This is a genomic window from Enterobacter sp. JBIWA005 (assembly GCF_019968805.1).
In the GTDB taxonomy this organism is placed as follows: Bacteria; Pseudomonadota; Gammaproteobacteria; order Enterobacterales; family Enterobacteriaceae; genus Enterobacter; species Enterobacter vonholyi.
Map to the genome: position 1 here is coordinate 1,046,013 of NZ_CP074159.1, position 25,809 is coordinate 1,071,821.

Consider the following 25,809-nt stretch of genomic DNA (forward strand, 5'->3'; position numbering starts at 1 on the left):
GCATTTGCGTCGTCATGTGCGGCACAAAGAACTTAAAAAGAGGTTTGGACTCATGACAGATAAACGCAAAGATGGTTCGGGCAAACTGCTGTACTGCTCTTTTTGCGGCAAAAGCCAGCATGAAGTGCGTAAACTGATTGCCGGGCCGTCCGTGTATATCTGCGACGAATGTGTCGATTTATGTAACGACATTATTCGCGAAGAGATTAAAGAAGTCGCACCGCACCGTGAGCGCAGCGCGCTGCCAACACCGCATGAAATTCGTCATCACCTTGACGACTACGTCATCGGACAGGAGCAGGCCAAGAAAGTGCTGGCGGTAGCGGTCTATAACCACTACAAACGTCTGCGTAACGGCGACACCAGCAATGGCGTAGAACTGGGTAAAAGTAACATTCTGCTGATCGGCCCAACCGGTTCCGGTAAAACGCTGCTGGCTGAAACCCTGGCGCGTCTGCTCGATGTTCCGTTCACGATGGCGGATGCCACCACCCTGACCGAGGCCGGTTACGTGGGTGAGGACGTTGAAAACATCATTCAGAAACTGCTGCAGAAGTGCGATTACGACGTACAGAAAGCCCAGCGCGGGATTGTTTACATCGATGAGATCGACAAGATCTCCCGTAAATCAGACAACCCGTCCATCACCCGTGACGTATCGGGTGAAGGCGTACAGCAGGCACTGCTGAAGCTGATCGAAGGTACGGTTGCCGCCGTTCCGCCACAGGGTGGTCGTAAACATCCGCAGCAGGAGTTCCTGCAGGTTGATACCTCCAAGATCCTGTTCATCTGTGGTGGTGCGTTTGCTGGTCTGGATAAAGTCATCTCCCACCGTGTTGAAACCGGCTCCGGCATTGGTTTTGGCGCAACGGTGAAATCGACGTCCGAAAAACCAAACGAAGGCGAGCTGCTGTCTCAGGTTGAACCGGAAGATCTGATCAAATTCGGTCTGATCCCTGAGTTCATCGGCCGTCTGCCGGTTGTGGCAACGCTGAATGAGCTGAGTGAAGACGCGCTGATCCAGATCCTGAAAGAACCGAAAAATGCGCTGACCAAGCAGTATCAGGCGCTGTTCAATCTGGAAGGCGTTGACCTGGAATTCCGCGACGAAGCGCTGGATGCTATTGCCAAGAAAGCGATGGTCCGTAAAACCGGTGCTCGTGGTCTGCGTTCAATTGTTGAAGCAGCACTGCTCGACACCATGTACGATCTGCCGTCGATGGAAGATGTTGAGAAAGTGGTGATTGACGAGTCCGTTATTAGCGGTCAAACCAAGCCGCTGCTGATTTACGGCAAACCTGAAGCGCAGCAGGCATCTGGCGAATAATTCACCAAACCATACAAGCAGTTAATCAAAAAGGGGGGATTTTATCTCCCCTTTACTTTTTCCGTATTCATAGCGTTGAATGTGTGGGAAACATCCCCATATACTGGATACATGTTAATGGTTATGTGAAGCACAGTGACATGACCAGCTTACCTGGCGGACACTAACTAAGAGAGAGCTCTATGAATCCTGAGCGTTCTGAACGCATTGAAATCCCCGTATTGCCGTTGCGCGATGTGGTGGTTTATCCGCACATGGTCATACCCTTATTTGTAGGGCGGGAAAAATCTATCCGTTGCCTTGAAGCCGCCATGGATCATGATAAAAAAATCATGCTGGTGGCGCAGAAAGAAGCATCAACGGATGAGCCGGGTGTAAACGATCTTTTCACCGTCGGGACCGTGGCCTCTATTTTGCAGATGCTGAAGCTGCCTGACGGCACCGTGAAGGTGCTGGTAGAAGGCCTGCAGCGTGCGCGTATTACCACTCTGTCAGACGACGGCGAACACTTCTCTGCCAAGGCAGAGTACCTTGATTCGCCTGAGCTTGATGAGCGCGAGCAGGAAGTACTGGTTCGCACCGCGATTAGCCAGTTTGAAGGCTACATCAAGCTGAACAAGAAAATCCCACCAGAAGTGCTGACGTCGCTGAACAGCATCGACGATCCTGCGCGCCTGGCGGACACCATCGCTGCACATATGCCGCTGAAGCTGGCTGACAAGCAGTCCGTGCTGGAAATGTCCGACGTTAACGAGCGTCTGGAATACCTGATGGCGATGATGGAGTCTGAAATCGATCTGCTGCAGGTTGAGAAGCGCATTCGCAACCGCGTGAAAAAGCAGATGGAGAAATCTCAGCGTGAGTACTATCTGAATGAGCAAATGAAGGCCATTCAGAAAGAACTGGGCGAGATGGACGACGCGCCGGACGAAAACGAAGCGCTGAAGCGTAAGATCGACGCGGCGAAGATGCCGAAAGAGGCGAAAGAGAAGGCCGAAGCAGAACTGCAGAAGCTGAAAATGATGTCTCCAATGTCGGCTGAAGCGACCGTTGTACGCGGCTACATTGAGTGGATGGTGCAGGTTCCGTGGAACGCCCGCAGCAAGGTCAAAAAAGACTTGCGTCAGGCACAGGAAATCCTGGATACCGACCACTACGGCCTGGAACGCGTGAAAGACCGCATTCTTGAGTACCTCGCGGTACAAAGCCGTGTAAACAAAATTAAAGGGCCAATTCTGTGCCTGGTAGGACCGCCGGGGGTGGGTAAAACCTCTCTGGGTCAGTCCATCGCCAAAGCGACCGGACGTAAGTATATCCGTATGGCGCTGGGTGGCGTGCGCGATGAAGCGGAAATCCGCGGTCACCGCCGTACCTACATCGGTTCTATGCCGGGTAAACTGATCCAGAAGATGGCGAAAGTGGGAGTTAAAAACCCGCTGTTCCTGCTCGATGAGATCGACAAAATGTCGTCGGACATGCGTGGCGACCCTGCGTCTGCACTGTTGGAAGTGCTTGATCCAGAACAGAACGTGGCGTTCAGCGATCACTACCTGGAAGTGGACTACGACCTGAGCGATGTGATGTTCGTAGCGACCTCCAACTCCATGAACATTCCGGCCCCGCTGCTGGACCGTATGGAAGTGATCCGTCTCTCGGGCTATACCGAAGACGAGAAGCTGAATATTGCTAAGCAGCACCTGCTGCCGAAACAAATTGAGCGTAACGCGCTGAAAGCCAACGAGCTGACCGTTGAGGACAGCGCGATTATCGGCATCATTCGTTACTACACCCGTGAAGCGGGCGTGCGTAGCCTTGAGCGTGAAATCTCGAAGCTGTGTCGTAAAGCGGTGAAACAGCTGCTGCTGGATAAGAGCCTGAAACACATTGTGATTAACGGCGACAATCTGCATGCCTATCTCGGCGTTCAGCGCTTCGACTACGGCCGCGCGGACAACGAAAACCGTGTTGGTCAGGTGACCGGACTCGCATGGACGGAAGTGGGCGGCGATCTGCTGACCATCGAAACCGCCTGTGTACCGGGTAAAGGCAAACTGACCTACACCGGCTCGCTGGGTGAAGTGATGCAGGAATCCATCCAGGCTGCGCTGACCGTGGTGCGCGCGCGTGCGGAGAAACTGGGAATTAACCCTGATTTCTACGAAAAACGCGACATCCACGTGCACGTACCTGAAGGGGCGACGCCAAAAGATGGTCCAAGCGCGGGTATTGCCATGTGTACCGCTCTGGTTTCCTGCCTGACCGGGAACCCGGTGCGTGCCGATGTGGCAATGACCGGTGAAATTACGCTGCGTGGCCAGGTTCTGCCGATTGGTGGTTTAAAAGAAAAACTGCTGGCGGCACACCGCGGTGGGATCAAAACCGTATTGATCCCTTACGAAAACAAACGCGATCTGGAAGAGATTCCGGACAACGTGATTGCCGATCTGCAGATCCATCCTGTTAAGCGAATTGAGGAAGTTCTCAGTCTCGCTTTGCAGAATGAACCCTCCGGAATGCAGGTTGTAACCGCAAAATAGTGACCTCGCGCAAAGAGCGTCAATAAAAACAAGGCTGGTAAGTGATTTCGCACTTGCCAGCCTTTTTTTGTATAGCTAATTTAGATTGCTGATTAGGTCAGCCATCAACAACGGGTGTTGTAAGGTCATGGCAGGCCTGATATAACTGCTGCGCGGTCGCGTTGTGAAGGATTCAGGCGCGATATAAATTATAAAGAGAGGAAGAGAACAGTGAATAAATCTCAACTGATTGACAAAATTGCTGCTGGTGCTGATATTTCTAAAGCTGCAGCTGGACGTGCGTTAGATGCATTAATTGCTTCTGTTACTGAATCTCTGCAGGCTGGGGACGACGTTGCACTGGTAGGCTTCGGTACTTTTGCTGTTAAAGAGCGTGCTGCCCGTACTGGCCGCAACCCTCAGACCGGTAAAGAGATCACCATTGCTGCTGCTAAAGTGCCGGGTTTCCGTGCAGGTAAAGCGCTGAAAGACGCAGTAAACTGATTGCTTTCCCGTTTCAGGGAAGCCGGAAAGTACAAGGGCGCATCATTTGATGTGCCTTTTTTGTTTGTCCAGACCTGATTTGTGCGAGTTTATGCGAGTTGTGGGCTGACAATCGCCCCGTTTTCTTGTCACAATACGCCTTCACGCGCGACGGGCAGGATTTTCCGTCAGCGTCAGGTAACCAGTCACCTACAGCGGAGTGTTGTTACACCATGATGGACAGCTTACGCACGGCTGCTAACAGTCTCGTGCTCAAGATTATTTTCGGTATCATTATCGTGTCGTTCATATTGACCGGCGTGAGCAGTTACCTTATTGGCGGTGGCGCAAACTACGCCGCAAAAGTGAATGGCCAGGAGATCAGCCGCGGTCAGTTCGAGAATGCTTTTGCCGGTGAACGTAACCGTATGCAGCAACAGCTGGGCGACCAATTCTCTGAACTGGCGGCGAACGAAGGGTACATGAAGACTCTGCGCCAACAGACGTTGAACCGTCTTATCGACGAAGCGCTGCTCGATCAGTATGCCAAAAAACTCGGCCTTGGCATTAGTGATGAGCAGGTGAAAAAAGCCATCTTCTCCACCCAGGCCTTCCAGTCTAACGGTAAATTCGACAACGCGCGTTACAACAGTATCGTCAACCAGATGGGGATGACGGCCGATCAGTACGCTCAGGCGCTGCGTAACCAGCTGACCACCCAGCAGCTCATCAATGCTGTCGTGGGCACCGATTTCATGCTCAAAGGTGAAACGGACGAACTGGCCGCGCTGGTGGCACAGCAGCGTGTTGTACGCGAAGCGACCATTGATGTTAACGCCCTGGCGGCGAAACAGCAGGTGAGCGACGCTGACGTTAACGCCTGGTACGAACAGAACAAGAATTCTTTTGTTTCTCCAGAGCAGTTCCGCGTGAGCTACATCAAGCTGGATGCGGCCGCGCTGCAGGAAACCGCGTCTGATGCAGAGATCCAGTCTTACTACGATCAGCATCAGGATCAGTTCACTCAGCCCCAGCGTAACCGCTACAGCGTGATTCAGACGAAAACCGAGGCTGATGCTAAAGCTGCGCTGGATGAGCTGAACAAAGGCGCTGATTTCGCGACCGTTGCGAAAGCGAAATCCACCGACATTATCTCGGCGAAAAATGGCGGTGATATGGGCTGGCTGGAAGACGCGACCACGCCTGACGAGCTGAAAAATGCCGGTCTGAAAGAGAAAGGCCAACTTTCTGGCGTCATTAAGTCTTCCGTTGGTTTCCTGGTCGTGCGTCTGGACGACATCACCGCGGCGAAAACCAAGCCGCTGGCTGACGTCCGCGATGATATCGCAGCGAAAGTGAAACAGGAAAAAGCGCTGGATGCCTACTACGCGCTGCAGCAGAAGGTTAGCGATGCTGCCAGCAACGACAACGAATCTCTGGCAGGTGCAGAGCAGGCGGCGGGCGTGAAGGCGGTTGAAACTGGCTGGTTTGGTCGTGACAACCTGCCGGAAGAGCTGAACTTCAAACCGGTTTCTGATGCAATCTTCAACGGTGGTCTGGTGGGCGAGAACGGCACGCCGGGCAGTAACTCTGACATCATTACCGTCGACGGCGATCGTGCATTTGTGTTGCGCGTCAGCGAGCATAAGCCAGAAGCGATCAAACCGCTGGCGGAAGTGAAGGATCAGGTCATCGCTCAGGTTAAGCACAACAAAGCTGAACAGCAGGCGAAACTGGATGCTGAGAAGATTCTGTCCGATCTGAAAACGGGTAAAGAAGACGCGCTGAAAGCGGCTGGCCTGAGCTTCGGTGAAGCGAAAACGCTGAGCCGTACCGGTCAGGACCCTATCAGCCAGGCCGCGTTTGGTCTGACTCTGCCTGCGAAGGACAAGCCAAGCTTCGGTACCACCACCGATGCGCAGGGTAACGTCGTTCTGCTGGCGCTGGATGAAGTGAAAGCCGGCACCTTACCAGAAGCGCAGAAGAAAGCGATGGTTCAGGGAATTACCCAGAACAATGCCCAGATTGCCTTCGAAGCCATGATGAGCAACCTGCGTAAAGAAGCCAAAATCAAGCTGGGTGATGTAATGACTCAGCAGCAGTAATTACGTGTCTGCTCGCAGATTTTCGTAACGCTCTGCAAAAACTAAAGGCCGCTTTCGCGGCCTTTTCCATTTCTGCAATCTGCTGTTTGTGCCGGTTTGAACTGGCGGCTATCGTGACGTGGCTGTCAACAAACAAGGAGATAACAGCATGAAATGTGGAATCAAAGCACTGTTAATTACGCTGGCTATTGCCACCACTGGGATGAGCGCGGGCGCGATGGCGTCGGCTCCCGCCGCCAAATCACAAACTACCCAGAGCAAGTCCGACGCGGCAGCGCCGGTGCAAGGGCAAACCAAAGCGATTGACGCCGGTAAAAATGCGGATGATGACGGTACGCGGGTCAGTATCAATTCTGCCTCTGCGGAAGATCTGGCCCGCGCGATGAATGGTGTCGGCCTGAAAAAAGCGCAGGCCATCGTCAGCTACCGCGAAGAGTATGGTCCTTTCAAAACGGTCGACGATCTCAAACAGGTGCCGGGCATGGGCAGCGCGCTGGTTGAGCGCAACCTCTCACACCTGACATTGTAATCACGCAATTTCTTGCACTGCGGCAAAATTTTGCCAGGATAAAGAGGTCATACCAGTTATGACCTCTCATCCTACAATAACAGTAAAGGCTATTGCGCTATGCAGACAAAAATCAAAGTACGCGGTTTTCATCTCGACGTTTATCAGCATGTGAACAATGCCCGCTATCTTGAGTTTCTTGAAGAAGCGCGCTGGGACGGGCTGGAAAACAGCGAAAGCTTTCAGTGGCTGACCGCGCACAACATCGCGTTCGTGGTCGTCAATATCAACATCAACTACCGCCGTCCGGCCGTGCTGGGCGATGTGCTCACGGTGACAAGCCAGGTGCAGCAAATCAATGGCAAAAGCGGGGTGTTAAGCCAGGTGGTGACGCTCGATCCAGAAGGGCAGGTGGTGGCTGATGCGCTAATCACCTTTGTCTGTATCGATCTGAAAACGCAGAAAGCGCTGCCGCTCGAAGGTGAGTTGCGTGAAAAGCTGGAGTTGATGATCGCGTAAGACTTGTTAAGGCGTACTCGTGCTGTCGACACCCGTTTTGTGACAGCACGGTCAAGTAGCCCTATTTTAGGCCAGTCTTTTTCTGCATCGCGGCCATCACGCCGGCTTTATCGGCAAGATAGTGGTTCAGTCCGTTCGCGCGAAGATTACAGGCCGCGCACTGGCCGCAACCGTCGCCTTTGATACCGTTATAGCAGGTGAGCGTTTCGCTGCGAACCAGGTCCAGCTTGCCCCAGTAATCCGCCAGCGCCCAGGTTTCGGCTTTATCCAGCCACATGAGCGGAGTTTCAAAGCGCGTCTCTTTCGCCATCCCCAGATTGACGGCGTGGTTTAGCGCTTTCACGAACTCATCACGACAGTCCGGGTAGCCGGAGAAGTCGGTCTCGCAAACGCCCGTAATCACCGCTTCGGCTTTTACCTGGTAGGCGTAGATCGCCGTCAGGGTCAGGAAGAGGATATTACGGCCCGGCACGAAGGTATTCGGAATGCCGCTGGCATCAGGTTCGTAGTCCGGGACGGGAATACTGTCGCGTGTGAGGCTGCTCACGGCCAGTTCATTTAACAGCGTAACGTCCAGCACCTTGTGCGCGCGTGCGCCCAGTTTCAGGGCAAGTTCACGGGCAACGTCGATTTCAGCGCGGTGGCGCTGACCATAATCGAAAGTGACACAGTGAACTTCATCGTACTGATGAAGGGCCTGAACCAGGCAGGTAGTAGAGTCTTGTCCTCCGCTGAACACGACGACGGCACGTTTCATAAATCATCTCGACTGTTACGGTAAAAACGTTATGTTACCGTCTGCCTGTGGCGCCGACCAGCTTCTTCACGATTTAGGGGCGGGAAGCCAGGCTTCGGTAAAGTCAAACCAGCCGCGGGTATTGAGACGTATACCATTCACGCCTGGTGGAGCACTGATTTGGTATTGATAATTAAAGAGTGGTGTCAGCACTGCACTTTCCATTAACCGGTTGAAGATGGCTTGCAGCCCCGCGTGCCTATCCCGCGCCTCTGCCTGCGTCTGTACCGCATCCAGCGTCGCTTGCAAATGGGCGTAAGCCGGTGCGCTAAGAACGTGCGGCCAGAGGGCATCGCAGCGCAGCCACTGTTCCAGCGTATATTCCGGCGCTTCGCCAATAAGCCTGTCGCCCATCATGATGTCTGCATCTGCAAGCTCCAGGCATCCGTCCCACGTCTTGGCGTCGTGAAAGATGACGGTCAGTTCACACCCCTGTAGCGCCAGGTATGCCTTCAACTGGCTGGCCATAGTGTGAAGCTCAACAGGGAGATGATAAACAAGCGTCAATGCTTCAGGGAGGGTTACGCCCGATAAATCAGGCCATTCGGGGATGGTCCAGCCGGGAAGCAGTTCCTGAGTTGGCGTGATGAGCCCTTCGTTTAGTGGAAGGGTGTGGAGAAGCCGGGAGAGATGAATGATATTGATAAGCCGCTTTGCCTGGAGCTCACTCAGGCGTGCGCTCTGTTTTAGCGTAAGGTAACAGAACCCCAGGCTTGTGCTGCTGCTTACCAGCCGCAGACTTTCCAGCTCGTCGGCCTCGCCGATCGCGATTTGCACCGGGTGACGACAGCTGGTACCCAGCCTGTAATCAAAAAGCTGGGGTGTGATCCAATATTCGATGGCTTTGAGCAGCGGATGACTCAGGTGATACTGCTCATGGCTTTCCAGACGAACCAGATCGGGCTCAAAGGCAGCCAGCCGAAAGGGGCCAGAGCCAACCGAAGGATGGTCGGGATGCGCAAGACGGCTACAGTAGGTTGCCAGCCTGTGCGGTAGCCAGTAGTCAGGTTGATGCAGCGTAAACGTCAGACACTGTGGATGCGTTGTCTCAATATTTAAGACGCTCTGTAACAGGGTGCGCAGGGCGGGGAGCGTCAACAGCGCTGTCAGACTTCGCTGGAGTTGCGCCGTTTCTATTTTATCGCCGTTATGCCAGTGCAGGGTGGAGCGAATGTAGAAATGCCAGCGCATGCCGTCAGCAGAGACATCCCAGTGATGCGCCAGATCGCCCGTGGGTTCACTGCTGTTACCGTTAAAACGCGTCAAGCCTGAGAACACCTGTCCTGCCAGATGCTGCTCCGCCCGACCAGGTAAGAACCCCGGCTGCAGCGGCTCCAGGGAGCGATAGTAGGGAATGCGCAGCGTCGGCGTATCGTTTTGCCACTGCCCGCCCAAAAAAGGATGCAGTAATGATCGCAGCGCTTCAGGGGCAAGCTGGGCCAGTTCCAGCGCGTTATGCTGCTGCCCGCTCTTCAGCGCCTCCTCCATCATCGCATTGCGCAGTGACTCCGGCGCGACATGAAACGTCAGCTCACCGCGCTTGCCGCGGCCAGACTGCGCTCGCCAGCTCAGCCAGCCCGCCTCCTGGGCCTGACGCAGCAACGTTCGGACATGCCGCTCGCTGCAAAAACAGCGGGCAGCCAGCTCGCTGATAGTGACCTGTTGCGTTGCACCCAGGGAAGGCTGCCAGAGGCGGTGATACTGATTGAGTCGATTGAGCTGGCGCATAAGAAACCCGGAACAATAATTTTCATCTATTCACTATTACTTCCGTATATCTCACACGATACTGATGCACAAGTTAACCGCATCACATTTCGGGAGTAATCATGGCTCGGCTCGCTGCATTTGATATGGACGGTACGCTGTTAATGCCGGATCACCGTTTAGGGGAAAAAACCCTGAACACGCTGAAACGCCTGCACGAGCGTGATGTTACCCTGACGTTTGCCACTGGCCGCCATGTGCTGGAGATGCGCCATCTGCTTGGTGCGTTTTCCCTTGACGCTTTTCTGATCACCGGCAACGGTACGCGAATTCATTCTATAGAAGGCGATGTACTGCACCGTCAGGATCTCAATCCGGAAGTGGCGGATATCGTACTGCACAGCACCTGGGACACGAAGGCCAGTATCCACGTCTTTAACGATCGGGGTTGGTTTACCGGAAGCGAAATCCCGGAATTATTGCACGCGCATGTATACAGCGGCTTCAGGTACCAGCTTATCGATCTGCGTCGGATCCCCGCCCATGCGGTCACTAAGATCTGTTTCTGTGGCGATCACGACGATCTGTGTCGCTTACGGATTCAGCTGAATGAGGCGCTAGGCGACCGGGCGCATCTGACCTTCTCGGCGGTTGATTGTCTGGAAGTGCTGCCGGTCGGCTGTAACAAAGGTTCCGCTCTGGCGGTTCTGAGCGACCACCTGGGATTAACGCTGCAGGAGTGTATGGCGTTTGGTGATGCCATGAACGACCGCGAAATGCTGGGTAGCGTAGGTCGCGGTCTGATCATGGGGAATGCGATGGCGCAGCTGAAAGCAGAACTTCCCCATCTGCCGGTTATTGGCCACTGCCGCAATGAAGCAGTGTCTCATTTTTTGACTCATTGGCTGGACAACAACAATCTCCCGTATTCCCCCGAATAGTGAGACCCTTCCAGCAAGCCAGACTTCGGTCTGGCTTTTTTTATTTCACCAGTTCTGCAATCTGCGCTTTCCACGGGGCGATATCGCCGATATTGGCCTGCACCCACTCCGCATTGTAGTAAGTTTCAAGGTAGCGCTCTCCGCTGTCGCACAGCAGCGTGACGATGGAACCGGTGCGGCCCTCTTCGCGCATGCGTGCGGCAAGCTGCAGTGCTCCCCACATATTGGTGCCCGTCGATGCGCCCACTTTGCGGCCCAGCTGCGTTTCCAGCCAGTGTGCCGTTGCCACGCTTGCGGCATCCGCCACGCGCATCATCTCGTCCACCACGTCGGGGATGAAAGAGGGCTCCACGCGCGGGCGGCCAATTCCTTCAATTTTACTGCCCACCGGGCTGCGCAGGCCAGCATCGCGGTTTTGCCAGTAGTCGAGGAACACGGAGTTTTGCGGGTCAACCACCATCAGCTGGGTATCGTAACCCTGACAGCGGATGTAGCGTCCGATCGTGGCTGACGTGCCTCCTGTACCGGCGCTCATGACAATGTATGACGGAACCGGATGTGGTTCGTGGGTCATCTGGCGGAAAATACTGTCGGCAATGTTGTTATTCCCGCGCCAGTCCGTCGCGCGCTCGGCGAAGGTGAACTGGTCCATATAGTGGCCGTTCAGCTCACGGGCCAGCATTTCAGAAGCGGCGTAGATTTCGCAGGCGCTTTCCACAAAGTGGCAGCGTCCGCCGTAAAATTCGATCTGTTCGATTTTGCGTTTTGCGGTGCAGGACGGCATCACCGCGATAAACGGCAGGCCCAGCAGGCGGGCAAAATAGGCTTCGGACACCGCCGTTGAACCGGACGAAGATTCAATGATAGTCGTGCCTTCTTTAATCCAGCCGTTACATAAACCGTATAAAAACAGCGAGCGTGCCAGGCGATGCTTCAGGCTGCCGGTAGGATGGGTGCTTTCATCTTTGAGATAGAGCTGAATGCCGTCAAATCCCGGCAGGGAAAGGCGAATCAGGTGCGTATCCGCCGAGCGCTGATAGTCGGCATTGATTTCGCTGATCGCATGTTTAACCCAGGTGCTATTCATCATCGTTATCCGTTTGTCATTTTGTGCCTAGGATAGCGAAAAGCACAGAAAAAATTGTTGCTATCTGGCCTTTAAAATAGAATGAAGGGAGAAAAATTTTCTCTGCGAGGTGGGTATGCTAGATAAAATTGACCGCAAGCTCCTTTCATTGCTGCAAAATGACTGTACCCTCTCTTTGCAGGCGCTGGCAGATGCCGTTAATCTGACCACCACCCCGTGCTGGAAGCGTCTTAAGAAGCTGGAAGATGACGGCATTCTTCTGGGGCGCGTCGCGTTGTTAGATCCCGAAAAGCTGGGGCTTGGGTTGACGGCATTTGTGCTGATAAAAACCCAGCATCACAGCAGCGAGTGGTATTGCCGCTTCGTCACCCAGGTGTCTGAGATGCCCGAAGTGCTCGGTTTCTGGCGCATGGCCGGCGAGTATGATTACCTGATGCGCGTCCAGGTGGCCGACATGAAGCGCTATGATGATTTCTACAAGCGGCTGGTGAACAGCGTACCGGGTTTGTCGGACGTCACCTCAAGCTTCGCCATGGAACAGATTAAATACACCACAGCATTACCCATTGAATAACTTCGTAAAACACCTTCAGGAACAAACCGCGTGCGATTATTTGCCCAATTAAGCTGGTACTTTCGTCGGGAGTGGCAACGCTACCTCGGTGCAGTCGCCCTGCTTATTATCATTGCCATCCTGCAGCTGATCCCGCCGAAAGTGGTGGGCTACGTCGTGGATGGCGTCACCGAACAGCATTACACCACCGCACGGGTGTTGATGTGGGTTGGCACGCTGGTGCTGACGGCGGTCATTGTTTATCTGCTGCGCTACGTCTGGCGCGTGCTGCTGTTTGGTGCGTCCTATCAGCTGGCCGTTGAGCTACGTGAAGATTTCTACCGCCAGCTGAGCCGACAGCATCCCGAATTTTATCTGCGCCATCGCACCGGGGATCTCATCGCCCGCGCGACGAACGACGTCGATCGCGTGGTCTTTGCCGCCGGGGAAGGGGTGCTGACGCTGGTGGACTCGCTGGTGATGGGCTGTGCGGTGCTGATCGTGATGTCCACGCAGATCAGCTGGCAGTTGACCCTGCTGGCCCTGCTGCCGATGCCGCTCATGGCGCTGGCGATCAATCGCTATGGCGAACAATTGCACGAGCGCTTCAAGCTGGCGCAGGCGGCGTTTTCGTCGCTGAACGATCGCACCCAGGAGAGCATGACCAGCATCCGCATGATCAAAGCGTTTGGTCTGGAAGACCGGCAGTCTGCGCTGTTTGCCGCCGATGCCGCGGACACGGGGGCGAAAAACATGCGCGTCGCGCGTATCGACGCCCGTTTCGATCCGACGATTTACATCGCAATCGGCATGGCAAATATGTTGGCCATTGGCGGCGGAAGCTGGATGGTAGTGCAGGGCACGCTTACCCTGGGGCAATTGACCAGCTTTGCGATGTATCTGGGTCTCATGATCTGGCCGATGCTGGCGCTGGCCTGGATGTTTAACATCGTGGAGCGCGGCAGCGCCGCCTACAGCCGCATTCGCGCCATGCTGGCCGAAGCGCCGGTGGTCAATGACGGCAGCGAAGTCGTACCGGAAGGACGCGGCGTCATGCATGTCGACGTCCGCAAGTTTGTCTATCCACAAACGGAGCATCCGGTGCTGGAGAACGTCAGCTTTACGCTTCAGCCGGGCCAGATGCTGGGCATCTGCGGCCCGACGGGATCCGGTAAAAGTACCGTGCTCTCTCTGCTCCAGCGCCACTTTGACGTCACCGAGGGCGATATTCGTTTCCATGATATCCCCCTGACGAATCTGCTGCTTGACGAGTGGCGTGGTCGCCTGGCGGTCGTCAGCCAGACGCCGTTTTTATTTTCGGACACCGTGGCGAACAACATCGCCCTTGGACGCCCTGGGGCGACGCAGGAAGAGATTGAACACGTGGCGCGTCTGGCCAGCGTTCATGATGATATTTTGCGTCTGCCTCAGGGGTACGAGACGGAAGTCGGGGAACGCGGCGTCATGCTGTCCGGCGGGCAAAAACAGCGTATCTCCATTGCCCGCGCGCTGCTGCTGAATGCTGAAATCCTGATTCTGGATGATGCACTTTCCGCCGTGGACGGCCGTACCGAGCATCAAATTCTGCATAACCTGCGCCAGTGGGGCGACGGACGCACGGTCATTATCAGCGCCCACCGTTTGTCTGCGCTAACCGAAGCCAGCGAAATTCTGGTCTTGCAGCACGGGCACATTGCCCAGCGCGGGCAGCATGAAACGCTTGCCGAGCAGCCGGGCTGGTATCGCGATATGTACCGCTATCAACAGCTTGAGGCGGCGCTGGACGATGCGCCGGAAGAAGATGAGGAGGCCGCCAATGCGTAAGCTCGGAACGATGTGGCCGACGCTCAAACGTCTGCTGGCCTACGGCTCGCCGTGGCGTAAACCGCTCTCCGTTGCCGTGCTTTTACTCTGGATTGCGGCGATTGCTGAAGTGAGCGGTCCTTTGCTCATTAGCTACTTCATCGACAATATGGTCGCCAAAAGCTATCTGCCCCTGGGGCTGGTGGCGGGGTTAGGCGTGGCCTACGTTGGCCTTCAGCTGGCGGCGGCAGGGCTGCACTATGCTCAGTCGCTGCTGTTTAACCGTGCTGCCGTGGGCGTTGTTCAGCAGCTGCGTACGGATGTGATGGACGCGGCGCTTCGCCAGCCGCTCAGCGAGTTTGATATCCAGCCGGTTGGGCAGGTAATTTCGCGCGTGACCAACGATACCGAGGTGATCCGCGATCTGTACGTCACCGTTGTGGCGACCGTATTGCGCAGCGCGGCGCTGATTGGCGCGATGCTGGTTGCGATGTTCAGCCTTGACTGGCGTATGGCGCTGGTGGCGATCACCATCTTCCCGGCGGTGTTGATCGTCATGGTGATTTACCAGCGTTACAGCACGCCGATTGTGCGCCGGGTTCGCGCCTATCTGGCCGACATCAACGATGGCTTCAACGAAGTGATTAACGGCATGAGCGTCATCCAGCAGTTCCGCCAGCAGGCCCGCTTTGGCGAACGCATGGGGGAAGCCAGCCGTTCGCACTATATGGCGCGTATGCAGACGCTGCGGCTTGATGGTTTCCTGCTGCGTCCGCTGCTGAGCCTTTTCTCGGCGCTGGTGCTTTGCGGGCTGCTGATGCTCTTTGGGCTGAGCTCAAACGGTACGATTGAGGTGGGCGTGCTGTACGCCTTTATTAGCTATCTGGGACGCCTTAACGAGCCGTTGATCGAGCTCACCACCCAGCAATCGATGTTGCAGCAGGCGGTGGTCGCCGGTGAGCGCGTGTTTGAGCTGATGGACAGGCCGCGTCAGGCCTACGGCAATGACGAGCAACCTCTGCAAAGCGGGACTATCGCCTTTGATAACGTATCGTTTGCCTATCGCGAAGATCGGCTGGTGCTGCAGGACATCACGCTTGACGTTCCGTCGCGCGGTTTCGTGGCGCTGGTGGGGCATACCGGCAGCGGTAAGAGCACGCTAGCCAGCCTGTTGATGGGCTATTACCCGGTCACGCGCGGCGAAATCCGCCTCGACGGGCGCCCGCTCGCGTCTCTCAGCCACACTGTGTTGCGTAAAGGCGTCGCGATGGTGCAACAGGATCCGGTCGTGCTGGCCGATACCTTCTACGCCAACGTGACTCTGGGACGAGACTACACTCAGGGACAGGTCTGGGACGTGCTGGAAAAAGTGCAGCTGGCAGAGCTTGCGCGCGGGTTTAGCGATGGGATAAATACCAGGCTGGGCGAGCAGGGGAATAATCTCTCTGTCGGGCAAAAGCAGCTCCTGGCGCTGGCGCGGGTGCTGATTGAAACGCCGCAGATCCTGATTCTGGATGAAGCCACTGCCAGTATTGACTCCGGCACCGAGCAGGCCATCCAGCAGGCACTCTCCGCCGTACGCGACCATACGACGCTGGTGGTGATTGCCCACCGTCTTTCCACCATCGTCGATGCCGATACCATTCTGGTGCTACATCGCGGACAGGCCGTTGAACGTGGTACCCACCGTGAACTGCTGGAAGCAAAAGGGCGCTACTGGCAGATGTACCAGCTGCAGCTGGCGGGCGAAGAGCTGGCGGCCAGCGTGCGCGATGAAGAGTCGCTTAGCGCCTGATGCACCAAAATGAGGCGGCGCACTAACAGTCATTCCTGTTGGTGCAAAACTGAAACGCACCATGCACCGGCATGGTGCGTTTTTTTTCACCAGTTCGTTTATCAAGGCCGTGTAATGCTCTGTGCGCCGCCGTTCCCCCCCCGTTTGCATTTCTGGCACATCCCTTGCAATACCTTCTGCGTAAGCTACGGCCATTACCGAATTCTGACTGGAGGGGATCTATGAAGCTGGTTACGGTTGTAATCAAACCATTCAAACTCGAAGACGTGCGTGAAGCGTTGTCTTCAATGGGTATTCAGGGACTGACTGTCACCGAAGTGAAAGGCTTTGGTCGTCAGAAGGGTCATGCCGAGCTTTATCGCGGGGCGGAATACAGCGTTAACTTTCTGCCAAAAGTAAAAATTGATGTCGCGATTGCTGACGATCAGCTTGATGAAGTCATTGATGTCATTAGCAAAGCGGCCTACACCGGCAAAATTGGCGACGGCAAAATTTTCGTTGCCGAACTGCAGCGCGTCATTCGCATCCGTACCGGCGAATCTGACGAAGCGGCATTGTAAATAACGCCTGGCACACAGTGATAGGGATCGAGAAAATGAAGATAGCAACACTTAAAACGGGTCTGGGTTCGCTGGCGCTGCTGCCGGGCCTGGCGCTGGCTGCTGCCCCTGCGGTGGCTGATAAAGCCGATAACGCCTTTATGATGATCAGCACCGCGCTGGTGCTTTTCATGTCCATTCCGGGCATTGCGCTGTTCTACGGCGGCCTGATCCGTGGCAAAAACGTTCTCTCCATGCTGACGCAGGTTGCCGTGACGTTTGCGCTGGTCTGCGTGCTGTGGGTGGTTTACGGTTACTCGCTGGCGTTCGGCACGGGCAACGCGTTCTTTGGTAACTTCGACTGGGTGATGCTGAAAAATATTGAGCTGACCGCGCTGATGGGCAGCTTCTATCAGTATATTCACGTGGCGTTCCAGGGCTCCTTCGCCTGTATTACCGTCGGGCTGATTGTGGGCGCGCTGGCGGAGCGTATTCGTTTCTCTGCCGTTCTGATCTTCGTGGTGGTCTGGCTGACGCTCTCCTATGTGCCGATTGCGCACATGGTCTGGGGTGGCGGTCTGCTGGCAACGCACGGTGCGCTGGACTTCGCGGGCGGTACCGTTGTACACATCAACGCCGCGGTAGCGGGTCTGGTGGGGGCCTACCTGATTGGCAAACGCGTGGGCTTCGGTAAAGAAGCGTTTAAACCGCACAACCTGCCGATGGTGTTTACCGGTACTGCGATCCTCTACTTTGGCTGGTTTGGCTTCAACGCCGGCTCTGCGAGTGCGGCCAACGAAATCGCCGCGCTGGCCTTCGTGAACACCGTTGTTGCCACGGCGGGTGCGATTCTCTCCTGGGTGTTTGGCGAGTGGGCGGTGCGCGGTAAACCTTCTCTGCTGGGTGCCTGTTCGGGTGCCATCGCCGGTCTGGTCGGTATTACGCCTGCGTGTGGTTATGTCGGTGTCGGCGGTGCGCTGCTGGTTGGCCTGGTCTCGGGTCTGGCGGGTCTGTGGGGCGTGACCGCTCTGAAACGTGTGCTGCGCGTCGACGACCCATGCGATGTATTCGGCGTGCACGGCGTGTGCGGCATAGTCGGTTGTATCATGACCGGTATCTTCGCGGCGAAATCGCTCGGTGGCGTGGGTTACGCGGAAGGTGTCACCATGGTTCATCAGGTGCTGGTGCAGCTGGAAAGTATTGCTATCACCGTTGTCTGGTCTGCTGTTGTGGCCTTCATTGGCTATAAGCTGGCGGATATGACGGTGGGTCTGCGCGTACCGGAAGAGCAGGAGCGCGAAGGCCTGGACGTCAACAGCCACGGCGAGAATGCGTATAACGCCTGATAAACAGCAAAACGGCAACCTCTGGTTGCCGTTTTTAATGTGTATTCCCTCTCCCGGTGGGAAAGGGTCAGGGGGAGGGCATCAGGCCGCACACAATCACCCGCGATTACGCATCACCCCTTCCTGCACCGTCGAAGCGACCAGCACGCCGTCCTGAGTATAAAATTCTCCACGCACAAATCCGCGCGCGCTCGACGCTGACGTGCTCTCCACGCTGTAAAGCAGCCACTCATTCATGTTGAACGGACGGTGGAACCACATGGAGTGATCGATCGTCGCGACCTGCATCCCTTTTTCCAGGAAACCAACGCCGTGCGGCTGCAGCGCCACCGGCAGGAAGTTGAAGTCAGACGCATAGCCCAGCAGATACTGATGGACGCGGAAATCTTCCGGCACGGTCCCGTTGGCACGGATCCAAACCTGGCGTTTCGGCTCGGCGGTATGGCCTTTCATCGGGTTGTGGAACTCAACCGGGCGGATCTCCAGCGGCTTATCGCAGAGAAACTTCTCTTTGACCTGAGGGGGAAGCAGATGCGCCAGCGCGCGAGCAATATCCGTCTCTGATTTTAAAGAGTCAGGTGACGGAGCCGGGGGCATCACTTTCTGATGCTCGTAGCCCGGCTCCGGCGCCTGGAAAGAGGCCGTCATGTAAAAGATCGGCTTGCCGCTCTGAATGGCCGCTACGCGGCGCGCGCTGAAGCTGTTGCCGTCTCGCAGAACTTCAACGTCATACACAATCGGTTTTGCGCTATCGCCAGGGCGTAAGAAGTAGCTGTGGAATGAATGCACCAGACGGTCTGCCGGGACAGTCTCCTTTGCTGCGTACAGTGCCTGTCCGACGACTTGCCCCCCGAATACCTGGCGTAAGCCGAGATCTTCGCTCTGTCCGCGAAAGAGTCCTTCCTCAATTTTTTCCAGATTTAGTAATGTCAGCAGATTGTTCAGTGCCTGACTCATAGTTGTCCTCAATAAACGCCGCAGCGAAAGATAGGCAGAGTATAACGCAGAAATGAAAGTGGTCCGATGGGTAGAATAATCTGAATATCGGCACGTTTTCAGGCATAAATCGGTGATCTGTGCCACACTTGAATACGTTATGTGATTGAAACGACATCGGATGGGATCGATCCCGCTGGTGCATTGATAAGGAGACTTCAATGAAACTCGTGCCCATGCTTAGTGGTGTAGCTATTGCGGTGGCGTTGTCCGCCTGTGCCGGTAAGAGCGCCCAGGTGCCGGTTCCAGCTGCAGATCCGAACGGGATTAATACCCTTTCACAGCAGTCCATTCAGCAGCCTAACGTTTCCGGTACAATCTGGATCAAGCAGAGAGTCGCTCTGCCACCGGACGCGGTACTAACGGTAACGCTGTCTGATGCTTCCCTGGCCGACGCGCCGTCTAAAGTCGTGGCCCAGCGTGCGGTCCGTACAGAAGGTAAGCAGGCGCCATTTAGCTTCGTGTTGCCGTATAACCCGTCGGACGTGCAGCCTAACGCCCGTATTCTGCTGAGTGCAGCGGTAACCATCAACGGTAAGCTGGTCTTTATCACCGATACGGTTCAGGAAGCAATCAACAACGGTGGGACAAAAATCGACCTGAACCTGGTGCCGGTGCAGCAGACCGAAGTACCGGTCGCACCGCAGACCAATCAGCCGTCTCTGCCAACCCCACCGACTCAGATGTAATTCCTGCATTTCCCCTCTCCTCCGGGAGAGGGGTCAATATATCCAGCGAAACTTCTGCAAATCGATCTGACCCGACCCTGTCACCTGGACACCCTCTGAAAGTAACGCCTGACGCTGACGCTGAAGATCCGGTCCGGTGAGTGAAATGGTGCCATGACGATTCACCACGCGATGCCAGGGCAACGTACTGCCTTCCGGTAGCCGTTTCAGGACGCCTCCAACCTGTCGCGCCGCGCGCGGGGAACCGGCCAGGCGCGCAACATCACCATAGGTAGTGACATAGCCTTCGGGGATTGAGGCCACGATTTGCCATACGCGCTGTGGAAAGGAGTCGTGTTTGTCCATACCTTCACCTGTGGGGGGAGTTTCTGGAACGCTATGGTAAACGAAGATCTTCATGATTGCTGCGCCTGTTTGCGCAAGAAACCAGCATCCTGTTGCTGGTCGCTTGCAATTGGGCTTTAGCACAGGGATAATGCGCCAGCGCGTTGGTTATCAACGCTCTCAATGGGGGCTCTGTTGGTTCTCCCGCAACGCTACTCTGTTCACCAGGTCAGGTCCGGAAGGAAGCAGCCAGGGCAGACGACGTGTGTGCCGGGATGTAGCTGGCAGGGCCCCCACCCATTTGTGCTCCCAATAACTCCTGTTTTCAGTGTTTACCTGGTGCGGCGCAAGTGGCGTATCAATGCCTGCTGGATGTGAGCAGCTTGATGCTGTCGATCACGAGATGCGGTTTCCCACTAACCGTATATTTTTTCATTTATGAGTACTCAGAAATGGATAATTCTCTCAGACGTTTGTCACCTTTATTGAAAAGTGCCGTAGGAACGCCAGGTAAAGCAGGAAACTTTCAGCGCGACGTGATTATCGTGCAATACCTGTTTAATCTCATTAAGCCTATCATCCAGTATGACATCCCAGAAGATGGGATTATTTCCCCGACATTGATCAGAACCATCAGCCAGTTTCAGTCCATTCATTTGCGTTTCCAGCATCCCGATGGGGTTATTGAGCCAGAAGGGAAGACTTTCCGTGGATTAGTTGCTGCTGCGATGAAATATCCCCTTGCGTCTCAACAATCGTCTTTCACGTCTTCATTTTTTAGGCAACCTTCTGCCAATGAAAATAGCGTCCGTCAGCTGGTTAACGATTATCTGAGAAAAGAGCGCTACAACGTAGCAGATGAAACCCTTGAGCGAAGCAAGCTGATGGCGCCTGGAATTGATGGGGCTGTATCGCTGACGGAACAGGACTTTACTGAAGCTTGGGAAAATCTTAATCGTCGGGTAGAACTGAATATCATCAAAGCTTTTTCTATTGTGGAGTCGGGCGGACGATCTGGGTTTAATGCTTTAAATCTACCGATTATTGCGTATGAAGGGCATATTTTCCGTAAATACACCAAAAGGAAATACGATCAAACCCACCCTTTCTTGTCTTATAAATATGTAAAGAAAGCGGGTCCGGAATGGCAAAAAAACAATATCGACCAGCTTTCTGCATGGAATACCCTGGCGAAGGCTTACGCACTTGATGCCGAAGCTGCGATAAAATCGTGTTCATGGGGGATGTTCCAGGTTATGGGGTTTAATTACGAATCGTGCGGTTATAAAGATCTCGGCACATTTTTAAAAGATATGAAGTCTAATGCCGGTAAGCAATTAAATGCTTTTTTACATTTGTGCAATAAGAACAGCTCACTACTGTCGGCAATGGTAAATAAGGACTTTTATAATATGGCATTCAACTATAACGGAAGCGATTTCGGTGATTATGACGTTAAAATTCGCAGAACGTATGAAAGCCTGGAGAAGGGGCGGAGATGAAAATTAAAATGATGCGCATAGTTTGCGGTTTTTCAGTCTTAATGGCGGCGTTTTCTTCGTATGCCACTACGCTACAGTCTGGCGTATATGAAGGTTTGTTACTCGCCGTCTCACCGACGGGCAATATCACCGGGTATTACTCTGAATCGGCTGAAGACAGCGTAAAACGTACCTGCACTTTCTTTCTGACAGGCCATGTTTCAGCGCAACAGCCAGACACCATCACTTCATGGTCTTCATCTGTGCTCGCGGGCCATATTGCCGCGAATACCGCGGGTGTCACATTAGCCATTCCTGATGGGCAAAACCATGCTGGGTGTATGAATGTGCTGATGCCTGAAATTGCGACAGGTCTGGAGCTGGAGAGGACGCGGCAGACACAGTGGCAAACGCTGATGAAGGTAAGCAGCCCGCGGGCTTATCTGAGCTCCACGCCTGATGCCGCGACCCGGCGTAAAGCCTGGATCGTTAAAGGAGATGTAGTAGGGGTAATACAAACCCAGGCTGGCTGGGCAGAGGTAGAGTTTGTCGCCCGTAGCGGAAAAACGACGCACGGCTGGGTGAATAGCAATGACGTTCAGCCGTTAACGCCTCCTGCATCCTGATCGATTTATTTCTCCCCCTGAATTCAATATTGCCGGGCGATGCTTTCGCATCGGCAATCTCATTAAGCTAATCCGTAACGCTATTTTCCCCGCATGACCGCACCCTATGACACCGAAAATGAGAGTTATAGCTAGCCGTCAGGGGCCCACCCATTTGTGCGACAGATATTCCGCTCCCGATCTCACGGTAGATGAGATCGAACATGCCCGTCGTATGGCCCTGGCAGGTAAAATTGAAGCTTTCACACAATTTATGAACTCTTGCCGGAGCGTGATCAAAAACTATGAGCCGCCAGTGTTCAAGTACACAGGGGAAAATGTGGTCGCTTTATCTTCTTGTACGGAGGTATCTTTAAGGACTGCGGTTAGTCGTCCGTATTATGGTTATGTTAAAAAAGCCGTAAAAGATGAACAGCCAGAAGACCTATTTACAGTCAAAGGCAGCAATACGAACCTCCAACCACTGATTGAAGAGGTTGGGCGATCCTACATGGTAGTGGAAAATGTGGCTTAGATGGAGTTTGGTCAAAAGCCATACAAAGCCGGGTCAGCCCCGGTTTTTTTGTGTCTGTCGCATGAGAAAACGGCTTGCCAGTGTATTCTTTTGGTGATACAAAATTATTGCCCCACCGCTTTTTAGTGCATTGAAATACATAGGTTTTATTAGAAAAAGCTTAGCTGGCAGGGCCCCTACCCATTTCCGCCCTCATAAAATCTTCCTGCTTTCACCTCTCACTTTTGACTGCTATCCCACAATAATATTATGCCTATATCGTGTAATATATATTTCATCGCGCTGAAATATTATTGTCATAAACCTGTAATAATAGACTGTCATTTTATAATTGGACGTCTATTTTCTTCCATAACTCGAAAAAATTTATATCTGGATAACATTGTTAACTTCGTGTATTAAATAAAGTACTTATTCCGAAGGGAAGTGACAAACATGGCTACAGCGGTATTAAACGTTAAGATTGATGACGCGCTAAAAGAAAGGCTTCGCCACTATGCGGAACTCAATAACGAGAATTTAAGCGTGACAACAGAGAAACTGCTGCTGCTGGCATTCGAAGCAGTAGAAGAGGCGGGAGTATCGGAAGAGGATATTGATAATCAGCATACGGAAGAAGAGAGTGTTTCTCCTTTTACTCCTAAAGAAATCAAGGCTCTACGTAAACTTCTGAAGAAGAGAAAATGAAACAACAACTGTCAACTGCCAGTGACTACAACGAGGCCTGCGATCTGTTGCGTTCAGGCTACGTGAAGCATGTACGTCTTGGCTGGAATGTTGGAAGCGATGAGTTCTTTCGTATTGCGTCTGACTGGTGCGATACCGGTGCAAAAATAAAGAAAGACGGTGATAATTTCGTTATTTCACTAAAAGGCTTTCCTATTCCTCCTCAGCATTAAACACTGACCAGTGAAAACTGCTGACTGCATATATTACAGTCAGCAGTTTTTATTTTATGATCTGCTTCAAATTTTTTAATATTAAATTACGCTGCGTTTTAACGATGGCACGTTTTTATTCAGGGCGAGCCATAACGGTTTGATCCTCAGTAACGCCTGCTCAAGCTCTGTCGATTCCAGCGAGAAGGGCATACGTAAATAGCGGTCAAACGCCCCCGATAAACCAAATCGCGTCCCGGTTCCAAGGTTAATACCGATTATTTCTGCCCGTGCGGCAAGCTGTGTCGCCAGCATGCCCGGTAGCTCTATCCAGTAGGAGAGCCCGCCTTCCGCCTCGTGGAATTTCCACTCCGGGAAATGTTCTCGCAGCAGGTCACCGCATCGATCGCGCCGTTCCGCTAGCATTTTCCGGCGTGCGGGCAGAAACGTCTCGCTGTTGTTAATGAGCCACTGCATTGCCAGCTGTTCCAGCAGCGGCGAGCCTAAATCCAGCGTATCCCGCGCCTGAGCAAGCGTGGCGATGGTGCGCGATGAGGCGCGGATCCAGCCTAGACGAAGCCCTCCCCAGAAGCTTTTGCCGGCAGAGCCTAAAGTGATGACGGTGGCCTGCGGGTTGAAGGAGGCCAGCGGTGGTGGGGGAGGCGCATCAAACCAGAGATCCACCATCGTTTCATCCACCACCAGCGCCGTGCGGGTTTGGGCTGCAATATCCGTGATGGCCTGACGGGTGGCAATATCCATACAGCGCCCGGTCGGATTATGAAAATCTGGCATCAGATAGGCCAGACGAGGCGCCGTCTGGGCAAGCGTTGCGGCAAAGCCATCCGTATCCCAACCGGTTTCCGGCAGAGACACCCCGACTGGCCGACACTGCGCACCCTGAATGGCGGCAATCGCCAGCGGATAGGTGGGATGATCGACCACGACGCGGTCCCCCGGCCCGGCCATCATCCGCAGTACCAGCGCAAAGCCGCTGACGGCGCCATTGACCACCATCACTTCGTCTGCGCGGGTGGGCAGACCACGCGCGGTATAGCGTGCAGCGATGGCTTCCCGCAGCGTCGGCAACCCTAGCTGATCGTAGCCCGTCAGCGAGAGATGCGGGGTAATGGCCGTGAGCGCATGGGTATACGCCTGATGGATCTCCGGCCCGGCATTGAGGGCGGCAGTGGAGAGATCCAGTGCGGCGCTCGCCGCGGAAAGAGTGGGAACGGCGCGCGTATCCGGGAGGATCACGCGTGACCCGCTGCCGTGGCGGCTTTCAAGATATCCCTCTTCACGCAGGTGGGCGAGCGCGCTGCTGACGGTGGTACGGCTCACGTCCAGCGCCGCGGCCAGCTCACGCTCGCCCGGCAGCCGCGTATTCAGTGCCAGCCGTCCGTCAAGGATTAATAAACGCAGCGCGTCTGCCAGCTGTCGCCAGAGCGGGGTTCGGGATGAGGCTTGTTGCCAGTGGCCTAAAAGGCGTACCAGAGACTGACTTCCGAAGCGGCGTGATGACATATGCAGTCCACTATTTGAAAACTGGACATTAATCATAGTGCCATTTTAGGTCAGGATGAAAGCCTGGTTCACTGGAGAAGATAACAATGGTACGTCGTCTGCTACAACTCTATGTCGGTTTAGGACTGTATGGCCTTTCCACCGCGATGTTTATTCGTTCCGATTTGGGCGTCGACCCCTGGGATGTATTTCACCTTGGGGTGGGGTTACAGCTGGGAATGACTATCGGAACGGTGATTATTGTGACCGGCGCTGCGGTGCTGCTGCTGTGGATCCCGCTGCGCCAGATGCCGGGGCTTGGCACGATCAGTAACGTGATTTGTATCGGTCTGGCGGCGGACGCCAGCATGGCGCTTATCCCGGAACTGGAATCGTTACCCGTTCGAATCGCTTTCCTGGTGTCGGGCATCGTGATGAACGGGATTGCGACCAGCATGTACATCGGGGCCGGTTTCGGGCCAGGCCCGCGCGATGGTCTGATGACCGGCATTCATGCCCGACTGGGGTGGTCCATTCGTAGCGTGCGCACCTCAATTGAAGTGTCCGTCCTGCTGATTGGGTGCGTGCTTGGCGGCACCTTTGGCGTGGGAACCGTACTTTATGCCCTGACCATTGGCCCGCTTATCCAGCTCTGTTTGCCCTGGTTCCGCCAAAAGCCGCGCATTGCGGAAATACCCCAGCCGGAGCGGGTTGTTTAATTTTGCGAAGCGCTCACATGTTTTAACGGCGTCGCTGTGCCACAATAATGGGCC

The 25,809-nt window shown here is 54.5% G+C and carries 25 protein-coding genes and 1 other RNA gene; 20 read left to right on the forward strand and 6 right to left on the reverse strand.

Translation table 11 applies throughout. The features are described 5' to 3' along the window. Positions 1–52 precede the first annotated feature (52 nt). From clpX to KGP22_RS04955, 6 genes are all read left to right on the forward strand, one after another. A complete protein-coding gene (clpX, locus tag KGP22_RS04930; protein ID WP_023310570.1) occupies positions 53–1,327 on the forward strand; it encodes an ATP-dependent protease ATP-binding subunit ClpX in 1,275 nt (424 codons plus the stop codon). A gap of 182 nt (positions 1,328–1,509) precedes the next feature. Then, the gene (lon, locus tag KGP22_RS04935) at positions 1,510–3,864 is read left to right on the forward strand and encodes an endopeptidase La (RefSeq protein WP_023334706.1); all 2,355 of its coding nucleotides are present in this window, start codon (positions 1,510–1,512) and stop codon (positions 3,862–3,864) included. 210 nt (positions 3,865–4,074) lie between these two features. After that, entirely contained in the window at positions 4,075–4,347 is a 273-nt protein-coding gene (gene hupB, locus KGP22_RS04940; protein WP_002444653.1) for a nucleoid-associated protein HU-beta, read from the forward strand. Positions 4,348–4,559: 212 nt separating this feature from the next. After that, positions 4,560–6,431: a peptidylprolyl isomerase gene (gene ppiD, locus KGP22_RS04945; protein WP_223581442.1), complete on the forward strand. Its 1,872-nt coding sequence runs from the start codon at positions 4,560–4,562 to the stop codon at positions 6,429–6,431. A gap of 148 nt (positions 6,432–6,579) precedes the next feature. After that, positions 6,580–6,960, forward strand: a complete 381-nt coding sequence (locus KGP22_RS04950; RefSeq protein ID WP_133293886.1) for a helix-hairpin-helix domain-containing protein — start codon at positions 6,580–6,582, stop codon at positions 6,958–6,960. 99 nt (positions 6,961–7,059) lie between these two features. Then, positions 7,060–7,458 (forward strand): YbgC/FadM family acyl-CoA thioesterase, encoded by a 399-nt coding sequence (locus KGP22_RS04955; RefSeq protein WP_024906822.1) that lies wholly within the window; start codon positions 7,060–7,062, stop codon positions 7,456–7,458. 61 nt (positions 7,459–7,519) lie between these two features. On the opposite strand, the gene queC is transcribed toward KGP22_RS04955, so the two are convergent. After that, positions 7,520–8,215: a 7-cyano-7-deazaguanine synthase QueC gene (gene queC / locus KGP22_RS04960; RefSeq protein WP_008503311.1), complete on the reverse strand. Its 696-nt coding sequence runs from the start codon at positions 8,213–8,215 to the stop codon at positions 7,520–7,522. 66 nt (positions 8,216–8,281) lie between these two features. Beyond that, positions 8,282–9,982, reverse strand: a complete 1,701-nt coding sequence (locus KGP22_RS04965; protein WP_223581443.1) for an SgrR family transcriptional regulator — start codon at positions 9,980–9,982, stop codon at positions 8,282–8,284. Positions 9,983–10,083: 101 nt separating this feature from the next. Here KGP22_RS04965 and cof point away from each other — a divergent pair, with 101 nt between their 5' ends. Further along, complete coding sequence (gene cof, locus KGP22_RS04970) at positions 10,084–10,902, forward strand: HMP-PP phosphatase (protein ID WP_115874355.1); 819 nt, start codon at positions 10,084–10,086, stop codon at positions 10,900–10,902. A gap of 40 nt (positions 10,903–10,942) precedes the next feature. On the opposite strand, the gene KGP22_RS04975 is transcribed toward cof, so the two are convergent. Continuing rightward, positions 10,943–11,992, reverse strand: coding sequence for a PLP-dependent cysteine synthase family protein (locus KGP22_RS04975; protein ID WP_220353779.1), 1,050 nt, complete (start codon positions 11,990–11,992; stop codon positions 10,943–10,945). A gap of 112 nt (positions 11,993–12,104) precedes the next feature. Here KGP22_RS04975 and KGP22_RS04980 point away from each other — a divergent pair, with 112 nt between their 5' ends. The 5 genes from KGP22_RS04980 (at position 12,105) to amtB (ending at position 18,025) form a co-directional block, all read left to right on the forward strand. Next, a complete protein-coding gene (locus tag KGP22_RS04980) occupies positions 12,105–12,563 on the forward strand; it encodes an Lrp/AsnC family transcriptional regulator (RefSeq protein ID WP_023310581.1) in 459 nt (152 codons plus the stop codon). A gap of 30 nt (positions 12,564–12,593) precedes the next feature. Next, on the forward strand, positions 12,594–14,366 hold the full coding sequence (locus tag KGP22_RS04985) for a SmdA family multidrug ABC transporter permease/ATP-binding protein (RefSeq protein ID WP_223581444.1): 1,773 nt from the start codon (positions 12,594–12,596) through the stop codon (positions 14,364–14,366). Beyond that, on the forward strand, positions 14,359–16,140 hold the full coding sequence (locus KGP22_RS04990; RefSeq protein WP_149366112.1) for a SmdB family multidrug efflux ABC transporter permease/ATP-binding protein: 1,782 nt from the start codon (positions 14,359–14,361) through the stop codon (positions 16,138–16,140). Before KGP22_RS04985 ends, KGP22_RS04990 begins: the two co-directional genes overlap by 8 nt. A gap of 221 nt (positions 16,141–16,361) precedes the next feature. Continuing rightward, positions 16,362–16,700 carry a P-II family nitrogen regulator gene (gene glnK, locus KGP22_RS04995; RefSeq protein ID WP_008503304.1) on the forward strand — a complete coding sequence of 113 codons (339 nt, stop codon included), beginning with the start codon at positions 16,362–16,364 and terminating at the stop codon, positions 16,698–16,700. Positions 16,701–16,735: 35 nt separating this feature from the next. After that, complete coding sequence (gene amtB, locus KGP22_RS05000; protein ID WP_008503303.1) at positions 16,736–18,025, forward strand: ammonium transporter AmtB; 1,290 nt, start codon at positions 16,736–16,738, stop codon at positions 18,023–18,025. A gap of 96 nt (positions 18,026–18,121) precedes the next feature. Here amtB and tesB read toward each other — a convergent pair whose 3' ends face one another. After that, a complete protein-coding gene (tesB, locus tag KGP22_RS05005) occupies positions 18,122–18,982 on the reverse strand; it encodes an acyl-CoA thioesterase II (protein ID WP_023310585.1) in 861 nt (286 codons plus the stop codon). A gap of 200 nt (positions 18,983–19,182) precedes the next feature. On the opposite strand from tesB, the gene KGP22_RS05010 reads away from it, so the two are divergent. Next, positions 19,183–19,710, forward strand: a complete 528-nt coding sequence (locus KGP22_RS05010) for a YbaY family lipoprotein (protein WP_024906833.1) — start codon at positions 19,183–19,185, stop codon at positions 19,708–19,710. Positions 19,711–19,743: 33 nt separating this feature from the next. Here the strand turns inward: KGP22_RS05010 and KGP22_RS05015 are convergent, their stop codons facing one another. After that, positions 19,744–20,055, reverse strand: coding sequence for an MGMT family protein (locus KGP22_RS05015; protein WP_223581446.1), 312 nt, complete (start codon positions 20,053–20,055; stop codon positions 19,744–19,746). 172 nt (positions 20,056–20,227) lie between these two features. Here KGP22_RS05015 and ffs point away from each other — a divergent pair. The 6 genes from ffs to KGP22_RS05045 all read left to right on the forward strand — a co-directional run bounded on the left by ffs (position 20,228) and on the right by KGP22_RS05045 (position 23,554). Further along, positions 20,228–20,324, forward strand: an RNA gene (gene ffs / locus KGP22_RS05020) — signal recognition particle sRNA small type. A gap of 162 nt (positions 20,325–20,486) precedes the next feature. Further along, the gene (locus KGP22_RS05025; protein ID WP_223581448.1) at positions 20,487–21,536 is read left to right on the forward strand and encodes an N-acetylmuramidase family protein; all 1,050 of its coding nucleotides are present in this window, start codon (positions 20,487–20,489) and stop codon (positions 21,534–21,536) included. After that, positions 21,533–22,141, forward strand: a complete 609-nt coding sequence (locus tag KGP22_RS05030; RefSeq protein WP_111963404.1) for a hypothetical protein — start codon at positions 21,533–21,535, stop codon at positions 22,139–22,141. The genes KGP22_RS05025 and KGP22_RS05030 overlap by 4 nt, the downstream gene beginning before the upstream one ends. A gap of 106 nt (positions 22,142–22,247) precedes the next feature. Further along, positions 22,248–22,655, forward strand: a complete 408-nt coding sequence (locus KGP22_RS05035) for a hypothetical protein (protein WP_223581450.1) — start codon at positions 22,248–22,250, stop codon at positions 22,653–22,655. 435 nt (positions 22,656–23,090) lie between these two features. Then, the gene (locus KGP22_RS05040; protein ID WP_032638522.1) at positions 23,091–23,342 is read left to right on the forward strand and encodes a hypothetical protein; all 252 of its coding nucleotides are present in this window, start codon (positions 23,091–23,093) and stop codon (positions 23,340–23,342) included. Beyond that, positions 23,339–23,554: a hypothetical protein gene (locus KGP22_RS05045; RefSeq protein WP_023310588.1), complete on the forward strand. Its 216-nt coding sequence runs from the start codon at positions 23,339–23,341 to the stop codon at positions 23,552–23,554. The genes KGP22_RS05040 and KGP22_RS05045 overlap by 4 nt, the downstream gene beginning before the upstream one ends. An 81-nt stretch (positions 23,555–23,635) precedes the next feature. On the opposite strand, the gene KGP22_RS05050 is transcribed toward KGP22_RS05045, so the two are convergent. After that, positions 23,636–25,057, reverse strand: coding sequence for a PLP-dependent aminotransferase family protein (locus KGP22_RS05050; RefSeq protein ID WP_149366109.1), 1,422 nt, complete (start codon positions 25,055–25,057; stop codon positions 23,636–23,638). An 86-nt stretch (positions 25,058–25,143) separates the two neighbouring features. On the opposite strand from KGP22_RS05050, the gene KGP22_RS05055 reads away from it, so the two are divergent. Then, positions 25,144–25,755 carry a hypothetical protein gene (locus tag KGP22_RS05055; protein WP_223581452.1) on the forward strand — a complete coding sequence of 204 codons (612 nt, stop codon included), beginning with the start codon at positions 25,144–25,146 and terminating at the stop codon, positions 25,753–25,755. Positions 25,756–25,809 lie beyond the last annotated feature (54 nt).

Bases quoted from the DNA above. Each gene is read 5' to 3' on its own strand.
- KGP22_RS05050 (WP_149366109.1), bottom strand. From the start codon at position 25,057: ATGTCATCACGCCGCTTCGGAAGTCAGTCTCTGGTACGCCTTTTAGGC.
- KGP22_RS04965 (WP_223581443.1), bottom strand. From the start codon at position 9,982: ATGCGCCAGCTCAATCGACTCAATCAGTATCACCGCCTCTGGCAGCCT.
- KGP22_RS04980 (WP_023310581.1), top strand. From the start codon at position 12,105: ATGCTAGATAAAATTGACCGCAAGCTCCTTTCATTGCTGCAAAATGAC.
- KGP22_RS05040 (WP_032638522.1), top strand. From the start codon at position 23,091: ATGGCTACAGCGGTATTAAACGTTAAGATTGATGACGCGCTAAAAGAA.
- queC (WP_008503311.1), bottom strand. From the start codon at position 8,215: ATGAAACGTGCCGTCGTCGTGTTCAGCGGAGGACAAGACTCTACTACC.
- KGP22_RS05010 (WP_024906833.1), top strand. From the start codon at position 19,183: ATGAAACTCGTGCCCATGCTTAGTGGTGTAGCTATTGCGGTGGCGTTG.
- glnK (WP_008503304.1), top strand. From the start codon at position 16,362: ATGAAGCTGGTTACGGTTGTAATCAAACCATTCAAACTCGAAGACGTG.
- ppiD (WP_223581442.1), top strand. From the start codon at position 4,560: ATGATGGACAGCTTACGCACGGCTGCTAACAGTCTCGTGCTCAAGATT.
- KGP22_RS04950 (WP_133293886.1), top strand. From the start codon at position 6,580: ATGAAATGTGGAATCAAAGCACTGTTAATTACGCTGGCTATTGCCACC.
- amtB (WP_008503303.1), top strand. From the start codon at position 16,736: ATGAAGATAGCAACACTTAAAACGGGTCTGGGTTCGCTGGCGCTGCTG.
- KGP22_RS05045 (WP_023310588.1), top strand. From the start codon at position 23,339: ATGAAACAACAACTGTCAACTGCCAGTGACTACAACGAGGCCTGCGAT.
- tesB (WP_023310585.1), bottom strand. From the start codon at position 18,982: ATGAGTCAGGCACTGAACAATCTGCTGACATTACTAAATCTGGAAAAA.
- clpX (WP_023310570.1), top strand. From the start codon at position 53: ATGACAGATAAACGCAAAGATGGTTCGGGCAAACTGCTGTACTGCTCT.
- lon (WP_023334706.1), top strand. From the start codon at position 1,510: ATGAATCCTGAGCGTTCTGAACGCATTGAAATCCCCGTATTGCCGTTG.
- KGP22_RS05035 (WP_223581450.1), top strand. From the start codon at position 22,248: ATGACACCGAAAATGAGAGTTATAGCTAGCCGTCAGGGGCCCACCCAT.
- cof (WP_115874355.1), top strand. From the start codon at position 10,084: ATGGCTCGGCTCGCTGCATTTGATATGGACGGTACGCTGTTAATGCCG.
- KGP22_RS04990 (WP_149366112.1), top strand. From the start codon at position 14,359: ATGCGTAAGCTCGGAACGATGTGGCCGACGCTCAAACGTCTGCTGGCC.
- KGP22_RS05025 (WP_223581448.1), top strand. From the start codon at position 20,487: ATGGATAATTCTCTCAGACGTTTGTCACCTTTATTGAAAAGTGCCGTA.
- KGP22_RS04955 (WP_024906822.1), top strand. From the start codon at position 7,060: ATGCAGACAAAAATCAAAGTACGCGGTTTTCATCTCGACGTTTATCAG.
- KGP22_RS05015 (WP_223581446.1), bottom strand. From the start codon at position 20,055: ATGGACAAACACGACTCCTTTCCACAGCGCGTATGGCAAATCGTGGCC.
- KGP22_RS05030 (WP_111963404.1), top strand. From the start codon at position 21,533: ATGAAAATTAAAATGATGCGCATAGTTTGCGGTTTTTCAGTCTTAATG.
- KGP22_RS04975 (WP_220353779.1), bottom strand. From the start codon at position 11,992: ATGATGAATAGCACCTGGGTTAAACATGCGATCAGCGAAATCAATGCC.
- KGP22_RS05055 (WP_223581452.1), top strand. From the start codon at position 25,144: ATGGTACGTCGTCTGCTACAACTCTATGTCGGTTTAGGACTGTATGGC.